This window comes from Sorangium sp. So ce394 (assembly GCF_051474665.1).
GTDB lineage: Bacteria > Myxococcota_A > Polyangia > Polyangiales > Polyangiaceae > Sorangium > Sorangium cellulosum_D.
Window position 1 is genome coordinate 2410143 of sequence record NZ_CP150339.1, and the last position, 14475, is coordinate 2424617.

The following is a 14475-nucleotide window of genomic DNA, read 5'->3' on the forward strand; positions in this document are numbered from 1 at the left end:
GCGCACGCGCACGGAAGACGAGGACGGAAGACGAGGACGGGAGACGAGGACGGTGTCTCAGTCCCAGCCGAGACCCGCTCTTCGCTGATCGCCCCGCGCCGGCTCCACCCACGTCGCCGCGGCGCGACGCCGCGGCGGCTCACGCCGTCCGCTCGCGCGCCTGTAGCTCGGCCGGCCGCTCGACGTCGCGCCCGAGCCACGCGCGCGCGAGCTCCCTCACCCGCGCGTTCGCCGGCACCTGCTCCATGTAGCGGAGCCGCGCGGCCGCGTCGGGGATCTTCCGGGCGCGCTCCTCGACCGCGCGCAGCGCCTGCTCGATCGCGGCCCGCGCGCGCGCCGCGTCCCCGCCGGCGAGGTGCGCCTCGCTGACCGCGAGGCGCAGCGGGATCTCGCTGTACCCCAGCGAGCCGCCGAGCGCCGCGAGGCAGCTCAGCCCCTCCTCCGAGGCCTGCCGGGCGGCCTCCGCGCGCCCCTCGCGGAGCAGCGCCTGGATGAGCGTCCGGTAGACCAGCGGCCGGTAAAACCGGTCGCGCTGCAGGACCGCGAGCGCCCTCTCCGCCTCCTGGCGCGCCTCCGGGAAGCGGCCCCGCGCCACGAGGACCCGCGCCAGCGCGCCGTGCGCCGGCCCCACGGTCGCCTCCATGGCGCCAATCTTGATGAGCTGGTTCGCCAGGTCCGTGATCTCGTCCAGCTGCTCCGGCGCGCAGCACTCCGAGAGGAGGATCAACAGCCACACACGGACGCTGGAGACCGTGAAGGCGTCGTTGATGCGCAGCGTGCGCTCCAGCGACTCCCGCAGCTTGCGCTCCGCCTCGGCGTGCTCGCCGAGCTCCGCCATCGAGAGCGCGGTCGAGCTCGCCGCGAACTCGCGCCAGCGCCAGGGGCTCACCTCGAAGAAGACCTCCTCCGCGCGCCGCGCGTCCTCGTACGCCTGCCAGGGATCGTCCCCGAGGAGCCGCAGGAACGTCGAGCGGCTGTAGTGCAGCTGCGCGTGCGCGAGCTTCTCGCTCTCGGGCACGCGGGTCGCGAGCTGCTCCAGGCGCGCCAGGAGGCTCCGCGACAGATCGCGCATGCCCCAGTGGCTCAGGGCCGTGATCGCCGTCGCCACGGGCATGCAGCACGCCGCCTCGGCCCCGGGCTCGGGCTCGCTGCTCATGATCGCGTTCACGAGGGGCTCCAGGTCGCCCGCCAGGCCGAGGTGGCCCGTCATCACCACCAGCCGGCCCACCGCCCGGTTCCAGGCGACGCTCCCGCGCGGCAAGCGCGACAGGGCCTCTTTGCCGATCTCCAGGCCCACGTGCCAGTCCTCGCGCAGGAAGCACACGTCGAGCTTCATCCCGAGGAGCCGGCCCAGGATGTCGCCGCGCGGCCCGCAGGCGATGCCGCGCTCGACGCGCGAGAGCATGCCGTCGTAATCGTTGCTCCGGTACGACTGCTCGGCCGCGCGCAGGTAATACAGCGCGGCGCGCTCGAGATCCCCGCCGAGGTGCGCGTGCTCGGCCAGCACCATGGGGTCCGCCTCCCCCGCCTGCTCCAGGTGCGCCCCGGCGAGCTGGTGGCCGAGCCGCCGATCCTCCGCCGCGAGGAGGCCGTACGCGGCGTCGCGCACGAGGACGTGGCGAAACCGGTACTCCGTGTCGCCGGGGAACCGGCTGCTCCACTGCATCTCCACCATCTCGGAGCGCACCAGGCTCTCCAGCCATCGATCCGCTCCGTCGCCGTCGGCCGCCGGGCGCTCTTGCCCGAGCATGGCGAGCACGCCGCCGCGCCAGAACGTCTGTCCGAACACGCTCGCGCTGCAGAGCACCTTGCGCGCCTCCGGCTCGAGGCACGACAGCCTGGCCTGGAGCATCGCCAGCACCGTGGCGGGCTGCCCCTCGGTCTTGCCCTCGACCACCGCGCGGATCAGCTCCTCCAGGAACAGCGCGTTGCCCGCGGCCTGCTCGACGATGCGCGCCACCAGGCTGGGCGGGACCTCGGCGCCGAGCACCGCGACCACCAGCCGCTCGGCCGCCTTCCTGGTCAGGCCGGCGAGCGGGACCCGGTGCACGACCCGCCCCTGCCACAGCTTCGGGAACGCGTCGTGCACCTCGCGGCGCGCGAAGGCCAGCACGAAGAAGGCGCGCTCGCGCAGCTCGAGCAGGGCGGCGTCCACGAGCTTGACCGTGGCCGCGTCGCCCCAGTGCAGATCCTCCAGCACGAGGAGGCACGGGCGCGCCGCGGCCTCGGCGCTCAGCAGATCCAGGAAGGCGCGGCGGATCTGCTCGCTCATGATCTTCGGATCGCTGCGCGCGGCGCTCAGCGAGGCGCTCGGCCGCTCCACCGCGATGCCGCACAGGGCCGCGATGAACTCGCTCACCCGCTCGGCGTCGGCCGGCGGGACGCGCTGGCCGACGCGCTGGCGGATCTTGGCCTCCTGCGCCGCGGGCGGATCCCCGACCTGCACGTCGCAGAGGCGGCGGAGCGCCTCGCCGAGCAGGGCGTAGGGCGAGCCGGCGCTCATCGGCGCGCCGCTCGCGAACAGCACCTCGAGGTCGGGCGACCGGGCGCGGAGGCGCCGGAGCAGCTCGTGCCGCAGGCGCGATTTGCCCATGCCGGGCGCCCCGATCACGAGCGCTCCGGACGGCGACGCCTCCTCGATGCACCCGTCGATCGCGCCGAGCAGCATCGAGAGCTCCTGCTCGCGGCCGACGCAGGGCGTCGGGCGGCCGAGCAGCGGGCGCGACTCGTCGACGCTCGCGCGCTCGCCGGTCAAGGCCAGCTGCCCGCCCATCGTCGTGATCAGGAAGCGCGGCTCGAGCAGCCTCGAGCTCAGCTCGTCCAGCCAGATCCCCGGCTCGAGCGCCGCGCCCTCCGGGTCGGGCTCGGCGGTCACGGTCGGCTCCGCGCCGGCGCGCAAGAGCGCCACCGCCCGGTCGATCGCCTCTCCGGCGGGCACCCCGCCCTGGAGCAGCCCGCGGCCGGTGGTCAGCGCGATGCGGGCCTCGGGCCAGTGCTGCTGCACCTCGAGGGCGCAGCGGGCGGCGGTCGAGACCTGATCCACCGCGCTGCTCGCCGGCGACACGATCACGATCAGCGAGCCGTCCGCGAGCCACTCGGCGCGGCCGCCGAGGCGCGCGAGCCGGAAGCGCAGGGCGTCGCGCGTCGGGCGGGCCCAGGTCTGGGCCGTCGCGGGCGGCAGCGTCTCGCTGGGATGGCCGGAGGCCGGCACGGCGAGGACGACGCTGAGCAGCTGCATCGCCTCGCCGGTGAGCGCCCGGGGTGTCGGCGGCGCCGCGAGCGCCGGCGCCGGCGCCTCGTCGCTCTCCTCCGGCAGCGTCAGGGCGGCGAGCTGCTCGCGGAGCGCCGCCGCGTCGCGGGGGCGCCGGCGCGGATCCTTGTCGAGCATCCGCGCGAGCAGCTCCGCCAGCGCGGGCGGCGTGTCGGGGCGCAGCGAGACGACCGGGGGGACGTCGTCGAACAGGATCTTCGCGAGCACGCCCACGAGATCCCGGCCGGCGAACAGGTGCTTGCCGGTCAGGCACTCGAAGAGGACGCACCCGAGGGCGAAGATGTCGACGGCCGGCCCGAGCTCGCGGTCGCCCCGCGCTTGCTCCGGCGCCATGTAGCCGGGGGTGCCGACGAAGCGCCCGGTCCCCGTGAGCGTCATGCCGGCCGCCGCCCAGCGCGCGATGCCGAAATCGAGCACCGTGACGCCGTCGACGCGCTCGTCGCGCAGGAACAGGTTGCTCGGCTTGATGTCGCGGTGGACCACGCCCCGGCCGTGGGCGACGGCGAGCGCGTCGGCGACCCGCGTGAGCAGCGTCACGCACTCGGAGATGCGCAGCGGCCCGCGGTCGAGGCGCTCGCCGAGGTCCTTCCCCGACAGCCACTCCATCGCGAGATAAGGCCGACCGTCCTGGGCCTTGCCGTGCGCCAGGTACGCGACGATGGCCGGGTGCTCGAGATCGGCCAGGAACCGCGCCTCCCGCAGGAAACGCTCGGTCTCCTCCGAGCGCGCGGCGTCGGCGTGCAGCAGCTTGAGGGCCACCGGCGCGCCCGTCGTCACGTCCCGGGCGCGAAATACCTCCCCCATGCCGCCCCGCCTGGCCAGCGTTTCGATGAGGAACCGACCCGCAACCAGAGAACCTTCGAGGAACGACACGGATCGAGCCCTCCACCACCACGGCCGCGCCGAGCGCGCGGAGTGACCGCCCGGTGCGCATGCGAGGATACCCAACTGGACAGCCCGGCGGATCGGTCTTTGCCTTGTTGCTGGGGCCGGCATTGCACTACAGCGAGCGGCGTGTCGGTGGACGTGTTTCTGTTCAGGTGTGCACGTGGAGGCGTGCGCGCACACGCCCTAGGGCGTGCGCGCACGGGGTGAGGGCCGCGGCCGGACCGGCGCGCCGCGCGCGTCGGCGGATGCTTCGCGGCACGAACGATGCTGATCGCGGGATCGATGCACACCCCGACGGAAGGGCGTTCCTTCATGTCACCCCATGATGCCGAGTTGCTGCGCGACAGCTTCGAGCTCGTCGTGCAGCGTGATCACGAGTTCCCTCGCCTCGTGTACCGGGCCCTGTTCGAGCGGTACCCGCAGGCGAGGCGGCTCTTCACCCGCAACAGCCCCGGGGCGCAGGGCACGATGTTCGAGCGGGCGCTCATGGCGGTGCTCGACCACCTCGAGGACGACGTCTGGCTGTGCGAGAAGCTCGCGCGGCTCGGCGCCCAGCACGCGGCCTACGGCGTGACCCCGGAGATGTACGAGGGGTTCGGCGAGGCGCTCGTCGCGGCGCTGTCCGAGGTGAGCGCCGCGGACTGGACCGAGGCGCACCGGGACGCGTGGACCCGCGCCTACCGCGCCATCGTCTCGCGGATGCGCGCGGGCGAGCGCGCGCCCGCCCAGGTCGCGGCGGGCGCGTGAGGCGGGCGCCGCCGCCCGCGCCGGCTCAGCCCTCGCTCGCCTCTTCGTCCGGCCCGGCGATGCCGTGGCGCTTCATGAGCCGGTAGAGGGCGAAGCGGTTCTTCAGCCCGAGGAGGCGCGCCGCGGTCGTCACGCTGCCCTGCGCCTCCGCGAGCGCGGCCTCGATCTCGACGCGCCCGAGCGAGCCGGAGTCGGACGGTTGGGGCGGGATCGACTTGCCTGGATCCGTCTTGGGGCCGGCCCGCGGATCGGTCTTGGGGTCGCCCGTGTCCGGGCGGAGCACCGCGCAGAGATCGGGCGTGAGGGCGAGGAAGTTGTCGTGGCTCGACCCGAGGGCGATCCACATGAGGCGCTCCAGCTCGCGCAGATGGTGCGTGTAGGGGTGGCGGAGCAGCGCCTCGATGAGCGCCGGCGCGATCCGCGGCTCGGCGAGCCGCTCGCCGCGGCGCTCGAAGAAGCGCTCGGTCAGCTCCGGGCTCTCCCGCGCGGCCGTGGCGAGCAGGTGCCGCAGGAGCAGCGGGATGTCCTCGCGGCGATCGGGCAGGCCGGGGACGCTCACGGTGATGAGGAACCGCGCGAGGAAGTCGTGCTTCAGCGACTCGAGGGGGCGGTTCGTCGCCGCGATGACGCGCAGATCCGAGCGGCGCACGCGCGACTCGCCGAGCCGCTGGTACTCGCCGTCGCGGTCGAGCACCCGCAGCAGGTGGGCCTGCAGGTGCGGCGGGAGCTCGCCGATCTCGTCGAGGAAGAGGGTGCCGCCGTCCGCCTCGCCGATGAGCCCGGGGCGCTCGGGGCTGCCGACGTTGGGGTAGCCCTTGGCCGTCCCGAACAGCTCGGCGTCGACGAGCCCCTCGGGGAAGGTCGCGGCGTTGCGCGCGACGAACACGCCCGCGCGGCGGCGGGAGAGCGCGTGGATGGCGCGCGCGGCGAGCTCTTTTCCGGCGCCGCTCTCGCCGCGCACGAGCACGTGGTTGCCGGACTGCGCCGCGAACGCGAGGGCGCCGCGCAGCGCCCACACCGCCGGGCTCTCCCCGACGATCCCGTGGGGGTCGGCGTCGCCGAACGAGAACCGCGGCGTCTCCTTGAGCGCCTGGATCACCTCGAGGCTCCACCGCCGCCGCACCACGAACAGCACGAGGGCGTTGTGCAGGGTGAGCGTGTCGCCGGCCTTCACGAGCCCCTGCGTCGCGGGCGCGCCGTTGATGAGCAGGGGGCAGCGCCCGATCGAGCGCACGGCGAGCAGCCCGTCCTCGGTGGGCGTGAGCTCGAGCTGGAGGCGCGAGATCCGCGGCCCCTCGAGCGGAGGCATCATGGCCCAGCCCACCGGCCGCTGACGGTGGAAGGCGAGGCGCGGCGCGCTGTCCTGGGACTGCGGCCCGCCGCGGCCGAGCACGCAGCGCGCGTCGACGAGCGCCGCCTCTCCGACGCGGTGCGGCTCCTCGCGCGACCAGGCGATGACCAGGTGGAAGAACTCCGGGGCCGGCTCCAGGTCGTTCCGGCCCCACAGGAGGCTTCGATCGGTCAGGGTCGTCGTGGACGTCACGGAGGAGATTCCGGAGCGTGATTTTATCACGGGAGGCCGACGCGGACATCGGTAACGTTCCGTAACGTTCCGCGACCGCGCCAGGCCGAGCCGTACTGCGCGGGCAGCCGCGGCCGTGGAGGCCGTGGCTGGCGGTGCGCGGGGGGCCGGATCTGCCCTGGAGAGATTCGACGGGAGGCGGGCAGTAGAGCTCCCGTTTCCACGGCCGCCGACGTGCTCTCCTGACGGCTGACGGACGCGGCCCGAGGAGGCGATGAATCAGGCGGGCTTCGCCCGTTGATGGCCGCCAGGTCGCTCGCGCGCGAGGAAGCCGCGGATCGCCGCGTTGACGATCTCGGGCTCCTCGTGGACGATCCAGTGGGTCGCCTCGGGCACGCGCATCACCCTCAGATCGGGGACGTAGAGCTCGATCCCGGCGAGGTTGCTCGCCGGCAAGAGGTACGGATCGCGCTCGCCCCAGATCACGAGGACAGGCACGGAGACGGTGAGCGAGCGGAGCCCTCGGGTGAGGTTGCTCCCCCCGACGGGCTTGCCCGGCCCTGGAGGCCCGATCTGCGCCGCGCGGTAGAGGTTGAGCCCGCCCGTCATCGCGCCCGGCTGCGCGAACGCCTCCAGGTAGACACGGACGTCCGCTTCGCTGAAATATCCCTGCGACAGCCCTGGATCGAGGAAGATCTCCCTCAGAAAGCCGTAGTCGTGTTGGGAGAGGTGCTCCTCCGCGGACCGGCTCCGGAAGAGGTGCATGTACTGGCTCGCGGCCTGCTGCGCTGGGTCCTCACGCAGCGCCCGGTCGAAGCACGCCGGGTGAGACATGTTGATGGAGACGAGCTTCTCGACGCGCTCCGGGTGGCGGAGCGCCACGGCCCAGGCCACGACCGCGCCCACGTCGTGGCCGACCAGCACGGCCTTCTCCTCGCCGAGGTGCTCGATCAGCGCCGCGATGTCCGCGGCGAGGAGGTCGATGCCGTAGGCGTCCACGGCCGACGGCTTCGACGACAGGTTGTAGCCGCGCTGGTCCAGGGCCACCGCGCGGTGGTGGCGGCCGAAATCGAAGAGCTGCCGTTTCCAGGCGTACCAGAGCTCGGGGAAGCCGTGGATGAACAGGATGAGCTTGCCCGCGCCCCTGGACGCGTAATGGAGGCGGACGCCGTTCACGTCGGCATGAGCATGGGTGATGTCGTTCCTGGACAGCATGGCGATGACCTCACCCGAATCCGAGCCGCGCCGGCTCTGCGCTCGACGGCGCGCGCGCGCGCCCGGCGCGCGGCGCCGCCGGCTCCTCGCGGCGGGCCCCGTTCCTCTCGTGGCGGAGCCGCGAGATCGCCTCGTAGACCGCGCGCCGGGCGCGGTTCAGCCCGCCGAGCGGCCGGTGCGCCGGCAGCGCGTGCCAGGGCGTGAACGAGAGGTTCTCCTCGAACTCCGCGTGTCCCGGGAGGTCGAGGCGCTGCGCCGGGATGATCATCGTCGCGACCTTGGTGAACGGCGACAGCGCCTCGCTCCAGCGGATCGTCGGATCCTCGATCGGCGTCTTCGTCGGGTGGGCCTGGAGCTGCACGAGGAAGTCGAACATCCAGTCTCCCTGATCGAGCTGCCGCGCCACCGCCTGCTTGAGCGCGTCGTCGCCCGGCTCGACCTCGACGCCGGGCGCGCCGCAGGGCCGGGGGACCACGCAGAACTTCATCGCCCGCTCGCCGAGCCGGAACGGCGTCTGGCTGAAGTACCGGGCGTGCAGGGGGTTCTTCACCGGCTTGAGCACGACGGAGAGATAGTTCATGAGCTCGCGCAGCCGGAGGCGGGGCGGGCGGAGCGAGCAGAAATACGAGAGGGGCTTGCCCGCGCTCATGGCGGACATGAGCTCGAGGTAGTCCGCGACGCTCCGCGAGAAGAACACGTCCGTGTTCCCCATCAGGAAATCCTGCGTCGTCGCGTCCTTCTCGCCGTCGAGGATCTTCTCCCCCTCGACGCCGAGCAGCTTGATCGCCATGCAGCGGGAGTCGCGCTTCATGTCCGACTGGACGCGCGAGGACGTCGACGAGAACCGGACCCACGCCGGGTAGACGCGCGGCTCCCGGAAGACGCCGTGCCGGAGCTCGCGGGGCAAGCCCTCGTCGACGATGAAGTGGGCCCTCACGCAGCCGTGCGATTTCGGGTGCACCCCGCGGAGCGCGGGCGAGGCGCCCTTGGGGTACGCTTGCTCGTAATTGCGCCTCATGATCTCGGTGATCTGGCGGATGCTGTCTTCCTCGCCGGGCGGCGGGTACTCCTCGTGGAGCTTGAGCGTCGTGTTCATGACCAAGATCCTCGATGTCGTTGGGGGCCTCAGGAAAGCTTGGCGACGGCGCGCTCGCGCGCGTGGAGCGGCAGGGCGGCGGTCGCGACCTTCACGCCGGACGCGATCTCCTGGCGCTTCCGGTGCTGCACCTCGTTGCGCATCTGGATGAGCCGAGCGAACGTGGTGACCCAGAAGGGCGCTCCCAGCGAGAGCAACCCGCACGAGAAGGCGAGCCCGGCCAGCCAGAACAGCGAGTCCTGGAGGAGCTCCAGCGAGGTCGGCGGGGGCGCGAGGACGTCGTGGCGGTACGCGCGGAACCGCTGGACGATCCAGCTCTGCTGCCAGCCGACGCCGAGGTTCGCCTCGTCGAGGAGGGTCGCCGTCTTCTGCATCTCGATCCCGAGCTCCTCGAGCGTGGGGTCGGGGAGCTCGGCCGGCGCGCCGGCCGGGCGCTCGCCCAGGCGCGCCGCGGTGATCGTCACGGTGTCCGCGTGGGCGGCGACCTGCGCGCGCGCGGCGCCGCTCTGGTGGAGCCGCGCGAGCACCTGGAAGCCGTCGAAGTTGAAGAGGATGACCACCATCATCGAGACGAGGAGCGTCAGCCGCCGCACGCGCAGCTTGAACGTCTGCGACGCCGTGCCCTCGAGGGTGGGGAACCAGCGGCGCACGTACGTGGAGAACTGCTCCAGCGTCGCGTAGCGCTTCGGCGCGCTGGAGCCGCCCTGGCCGCAGCTCACCCAGCGGCTGGGCAAGAGGAGCTCGCGCCCGTCCCCTTCGGCCGGCGCCGAGGCGCCGGTGGCGATGCTGATCAGGTCCTCGACGTCGATGTACTCGACGAGGCCCGCGAGCCGCTCGGGGTCCGAGCCGTACGCGAGCTTCGCGCTGCGCGCGTGCAGGACCGGATCGGAGAGCACCTCGTGCACGAAGCGCATCTCGCAGGCCTCGTTCCTGGCGAGCGCGCCTCGCGCCGGGAGCCCCGTCGCCGGATCGACGACGTCGGGGTCCTTGTGGAACGCGCGGAAGCCGTGCATGAGCGACCGCAGCATGTGGATGAGGACGCAGGAACGGTAGCGCCCGACGTTGACGATCACCTGCACGACCGCGCTCACGAACAGGCTCGCAGTGAGCATGATCATGGCGAAGGCCAGCGCGGTTTCCAAGAGGGGGATCATGACTCTGCTCCTTCTTGTCCGGTTGGATCAAAGGGTCTTGAGATAGTCGATGAGGGCCTCGCGGTCCTCCGGCGGGAGGCCTGTGCCGTACGTGTGCCCCTCGTTGCCGTTGCCCGGGATCGGCTTGCCGTTGTCGTCGACGGTGCGGTAGAGGAAGAGCGCGCGCTCGCCCTCCATCGGCTCGGTCGACACCCACCCGACGTTCCGCTCGTCGAAGCGCCGGTCGCCGCGGTAGAACTGCTTCGGCCGGAACTCCCGCGCCTTCTCCGGAGCGAGCTTGCCGCGGGGCGCCGGCGGCTTGAGCAGGTCGGCCAGCGTGGGCACGGAGCCGTTGTGGAGGTAGGGGGCGCGCGCCCAGATCCCGTCGAGCGGGCCGGCGAGGTACTCGCCCGCCTCCCTGACCGGGCGGAACGCGTCCTTCTCCCAGAGCAGGCGCCGCTCGCCGTACGCGTTGAGCGCGTCCGCGGCCGGCTTCATGAACGCCTTGGAGCGCTCCGCGTCGGTCCCCGTGTCGAGGCGCTCCATGTAGAGGCTGCCCTCGACCTCTTCGATCGTGCGCCTCTCCGGGTCGTAGAGCCCGTGGCACGAGGCGCAATGCTCGGTGAAGACCGCGAGGCCGCGCTCCACCCGCTCGGTCGCGGGCGCCGTGAAGGGGTATTTCGGCGCCGGGAGGTCGCGGTCGAGCCAGCGCCCGATCGCGTCGATGGTGGCCTTGTTGAGCGACATCGGGACGGCGCCGACGCCGATGGCCGAACCGCGATTGCGCGCCTTGGAGCTCATCGAGTTGCCGTCGACGTGGTGCCACTCGCGGATCTCGGCGCGCTGGTTCCACAGCGAGGGGAAGTCGATCTGGGCCGCGGTGCCGTCGTCGGGCGCCTTGAGGACCTCGAACTTGACCGCGTTGAAGGGGTCGATGCGCCCCGGGCCGTTGTCGGCGCGGAGGTCCATCCAGTCGAACGCCCCGGAGCTCCCCCGCTTCTTCAGCTCGACGAGGAGGATCCGGTAGAGCGCCTGCTCGCGGGCGGTGAGCGGGGCGGCCCCTTCCTCGGCGAGCGCGGCGTTGATCTCCAGGATGAGCCGATCGCCGGTCATGCGCTCGTCCTGGAAGGCGCGCGCGAAGAAGCGCTTGAACCCCTGAAGGTCGGCGGTGTGGTTCGGCATCCCGTCGACGTAGACCGGCTCGCCCCGCTCGTTCAGGTACTCGCCGCGGTGACAGCCGGAGCAGTTGATGGCGACGCGCTTCAGCGCGAAGCGGGTGCGCAAGAGCGGGATGTTCAGCGTAGAGTCGGCGAGGAAGAGCCCGCGGCCCACCGGTCGCGACGCGTAATAGGCGCCGTCGTCGGCGCCGAAGCCGAAGCGATCGTAGCCGCGCCCCTTGAACTCGTCGTCGAAGATCTTCGGCATGACGCGGAAGATCCAGTAGGGGACGCCGCCGCCGAACTCGGTGCCCGTGGCGCCATAACGGAAGCGCCACACGATGTCCTCGGGGTCGATCTCCTCCACGCCGTGCGCGAGCTGCTCCTTCGGAATGGCTTCTTCCGAAGGGAGGCGGAGGTCGACCGCGACCGTCGCGTCGAGCTGCCCTGGCCGGAAGACAAGGACGGTGAGCAGCACGAGGAAGGTGACGAGCGGGATGCAGAAGGCGGCGCGGCTCGTGCTCAGCCAGCCCGCGGCGCCCGTGACGAGCTGCCGGATCCAGGCGCCGTATTTGCCGGCGCCGCGGGGCGCGACGTCGACCTCTCCCGGCTGCGGGGGGGAGCTGTCGATCAGCGAGCGGGACACCTGTTCGTATTGCCGGAGGGTCAGGGGGGACATGCTGCTCGGAATCATGCGATCGTCGTCGGTGGGCATCGCGGTGCTCTCCTTGGCAGCGCGGGGCGAGCGCGGCTTCGGTCCTGCGGGGACCGCGCCGGGCGGCACGCCTCGGCCAGCAGGGGGCGCGGCGCCACGGGCGCGCCACGCTGCGTCGTCTGCTTCGCCCCAAGCACGGCGTGGGCCACCGAACTGTCGTCGAAAATATCGGGGTTTGCTGGGGAATCCGGGGGGTGCGAGCGCACGGAGCGCACGTGCACGCACGCACGGACCCGCACGGTGCTCTGTCCAGAGGGCCTCCGGATAGGGCGCGTCGCCGGCGCGAGTGTCAGCGGGCGCACTCTCCGCCTCGGTCCGGCGCGCCCCGAGCGCCGTCCTCCTCGGTCCTTGGTCGACTCCAGCCCTCTTCGGAGGCTCGTCGCCCCCCTCGCCGAGCGTCTCCCGCGGCTCCGGGGAGCGGCGCGGGTGGCGCGGCGCGCGGCGCGCGGCGCGCGGCGCCCCGCCGTGCGTCCGGGCCAGCGTCCGGGCGCCGGTCCCCTGGGCGCACCACACCTTCGTCAACGACGCCGGGGCGCCGGCGAAGAGGAGAGTGACCCCGCAGAACGGCGGAGACGCTGATGGTTCATCGATTCGTGTCAGGCCGTGGTTCTCTCCCCCTCAATCGCGACATCGATGTTGCTCTCGCCGCCGCGGGGGGTGTGTCATCTCTCTGCGTCGGCGGCGGAGCGCCGCGCGCACCGCCGACAGGAGGAGAAGAGCCCCATGTGCCCTGCGTGCCTCGCGTCCCTCGGAGTGGTCCTCGCCAAGGCGGCATCGGCCGGCGCGGTGACCGCGTTCGTCGTCAAGAGGCTCCGGAACAGGAGGAGCGCCGACGCCTCCGCCCCGCGTCCGGGGGCCGCCATCGCGACAGGTACGGCAGGACATGAGACGCCGCGTCTCCACACGGCGCCGACGACAGACGTGGCCGCCGGTGGATGAGATCCTGGCCTCGTTCGCGCGACAGGATCGCCGGGCGCGCGCTCAGCGCGCCGCGGCGGCGGCGGCCTGGCCGCCGGCCGCCCGGCGCGCCGCGAACCGGTTCTCCGGCCGAGGGAGCCCGTAGTGGTCCCGCAGCGTCGTGCCCTCGTACTCGGTGCGGAACAGGCCGCGCCGCCGCAGGAGGGGCACCACGTGCTCGACGAACGCCTCCAGGCCGGCGGGGAGCAGCGGCGGCATCACGTTGAAGCCGTCCGCTGCTCCGTGCGTGAACCACTCCTCGATCGTGTCCGCGACCTGCTCCGGCGTGCCGGTGAACGTGCGATGTCCGCGGCCGCCCCCGAGGCGCGAGAGCAGCTGCCGCACGGTGAGGTTCTCCCGCCGCGCGAGGTCGGTGACGAGCGCGAAGCGGCTCTGCATCCCCCGCACCGCCTTCACGTCGCCCACGGGGGGCAGCGGCCTGTCCAGGTCCGCCTCGGTCAGCTCGACGCCGATCAGGCCGGACAGCTGCTTCAGGCCGTAGGCGGGCACCTGGAGCTCCGCGAGCCCGTCCTCGCGCCGCCGGGCCTCCTCCTCGGTGCCGCCGAGGATCGGCACGATCCCCGGGAGGATCTTCACGAGGGCCGGGTTCCGGCCGAACGCGGCGACCCGCCGCTTGAGGTCCGCGTAGAACGCCTGCCCCTCGGCCAGGGTCTGCTGCGCCGTGAACACCGCCTCGGCGTACTGCGCGGCGAACTCCCTGCCGTCCTCCGAGGAGCCCGCCTGTACGAGGAGCGGGTGGCCCTGCGGCGTGCGCGGCACGTTGAGCGGGCCGCGCACGCGGAAGAACCGGCCCTCGTGGTCGATGCGGTGGATCTTGTCGCCGTCCGCGAAGCGCCCTGTCGCCTTGTCGCCGATCAGGAAGTCGTCTTCCCAGCTGTCCCACAGCTTGAGGCAGACGTCGACGAACTCGGCCGCGCGCTCGTACCGATTCCGGTGCTCCGGCACCTCGTCCAGGCCGAAGTTCTGGGCCGCGTCGCTGCCCGCCGTGGTGACGATGTTCCACCCGGCCCGGCCCCCGCTGATGTGGTCTATCGTGGCGAAGCGGCGGGCCAGGTTGTAGGGCTCGTTGTACGTTGTCGAGGCCGTCGCCACGAGCCCGATCCGCTCGGTCACCGCGGCGAGCGCCGGCAGCAGCGCCGTCGGGTCGAGCCGGCCCACGGGCCGGTACCGGATGTCCCCCTGCAGCGCCGGGCCGTCGCCGAAGAAGATCGAGTCGAACGTCCCGCGCTCGGCCACGCGGGCGAGGTGCTTGTAATGCGCCACGTCCCACGTGCCGGTCAGGTTGCTCTCCGGGAACCGCCACGCCGACTCGTGGTGTCCTATCGTCATCAGGAACGCGTTGAGGTGCAGTTTGCCGGGTCGGTGGGGCACGGTCACGGGAGGCTCCTTGTCAGGCTCGGGGGCGCGCGGGCGTCGCGCGGGGAGGGGGCCGCGGCCGGCGATGCCTGAGGCGGCGAGCGGCGGGCGGCGACCGGCGACCGCGGGCAACCGCCGTGCCGTAGGTCCGCTCGCCGCGCGGCGGTGGCCGCCGGCCCGCGCGCGCCCGCTGGCGGGCGGTGCCGCACTGAGAGGAGCCCGGAGCGCTGCTGGTGCGCTGCTGCCTCAGCAGCAACCCGGGGCGGTCTGCTGCTCCGGCGCGAGCACGAGGTGCGTCATGGTCAAGAGGAGAAACCGCAACGGCGCAAGAGGCGCAAGGGGGACAGAGAGCGAATCATCTTCTTCTCCTCCCCCTGCGCCGCTTGCGCCCTTGCGG

Annotated in this window: 8 protein-coding genes; 1 reads left to right on the plus strand and 7 read right to left on the minus strand. The window is 72.7% G+C overall.

What is annotated here, in order from left to right; all coding sequences use genetic code 11:
• Positions 1–139 precede the first annotated feature (139 nt).
• Entirely contained in the window at positions 140–4075 is a 3936-nt protein-coding gene (locus WMF33_RS08900) for a serine/threonine-protein kinase (RefSeq protein ID WP_437336741.1), read from the minus strand.
• 396 nt (positions 4076–4471) lie between these two features.
• On the opposite strand from WMF33_RS08900, the gene WMF33_RS08905 reads away from it, so the two are divergent.
• Complete coding sequence (locus WMF33_RS08905) at positions 4472–4906, plus strand: globin domain-containing protein (protein WP_063752127.1); 435 nt, start codon at positions 4472–4474, stop codon at positions 4904–4906.
• 25 nt (positions 4907–4931) lie between these two features.
• Here WMF33_RS08905 and WMF33_RS08910 read toward each other — a convergent pair whose 3' ends face one another.
• The 6 genes from WMF33_RS08910 to WMF33_RS08935 all read right to left on the minus strand — a co-directional run bounded on the left by WMF33_RS08910 (position 4932) and on the right by WMF33_RS08935 (position 14099).
• Positions 4932–6449 (minus strand): sigma 54-interacting transcriptional regulator, encoded by a 1518-nt coding sequence (locus tag WMF33_RS08910; protein ID WP_437336742.1) that lies wholly within the window; start codon positions 6447–6449, stop codon positions 4932–4934.
• A gap of 258 nt (positions 6450–6707) precedes the next feature.
• Positions 6708–7643 carry an alpha/beta fold hydrolase gene (locus WMF33_RS08915; RefSeq protein WP_437336743.1) on the minus strand — a complete coding sequence of 312 codons (936 nt, stop codon included), beginning with the start codon at positions 7641–7643 and terminating at the stop codon, positions 6708–6710.
• A 10-nt stretch (positions 7644–7653) separates the two neighbouring features.
• Complete coding sequence (locus WMF33_RS08920) at positions 7654–8739, minus strand: catalase family protein (protein ID WP_437336744.1); 1086 nt, start codon at positions 8737–8739, stop codon at positions 7654–7656.
• Positions 8740–8768: 29 nt separating this feature from the next.
• On the minus strand, positions 8769–9893 hold the full coding sequence (locus tag WMF33_RS08925; protein WP_437336745.1) for a hypothetical protein: 1125 nt from the start codon (positions 9891–9893) through the stop codon (positions 8769–8771).
• A gap of 27 nt (positions 9894–9920) precedes the next feature.
• Positions 9921–11744, minus strand: a complete 1824-nt coding sequence (locus tag WMF33_RS08930; protein ID WP_437336746.1) for a hypothetical protein — start codon at positions 11742–11744, stop codon at positions 9921–9923.
• Positions 11745–12725: 981 nt separating this feature from the next.
• A complete protein-coding gene (locus WMF33_RS08935) occupies positions 12726–14099 on the minus strand; it encodes an LLM class flavin-dependent oxidoreductase (protein ID WP_437336747.1) in 1374 nt (457 codons plus the stop codon).
• Positions 14100–14475: the final 376 nt, after the last annotated feature.

Excerpts from the sequence above, each read along its gene's own strand:
- WMF33_RS08920 (WP_437336744.1), bottom strand. The coding sequence starts at position 8,739 with ATGAACACGACGCTCAAGCTCCACGAGGAGTACCCGCCGCCCGGCGAG.
- WMF33_RS08900 (WP_437336741.1), bottom strand. The coding sequence starts at position 4,075 with ATGGGGGAGGTATTTCGCGCCCGGGACGTGACGACGGGCGCGCCGGTG.
- WMF33_RS08925 (WP_437336745.1), bottom strand. The coding sequence starts at position 9,893 with ATGATCCCCCTCTTGGAAACCGCGCTGGCCTTCGCCATGATCATGCTC.
- WMF33_RS08915 (WP_437336743.1), bottom strand. The coding sequence starts at position 7,643 with ATGCTGTCCAGGAACGACATCACCCATGCTCATGCCGACGTGAACGGC.
- WMF33_RS08930 (WP_437336746.1), bottom strand. The coding sequence starts at position 11,744 with ATGCCCACCGACGACGATCGCATGATTCCGAGCAGCATGTCCCCCCTG.
- WMF33_RS08905 (WP_063752127.1), top strand. The coding sequence starts at position 4,472 with ATGTCACCCCATGATGCCGAGTTGCTGCGCGACAGCTTCGAGCTCGTC.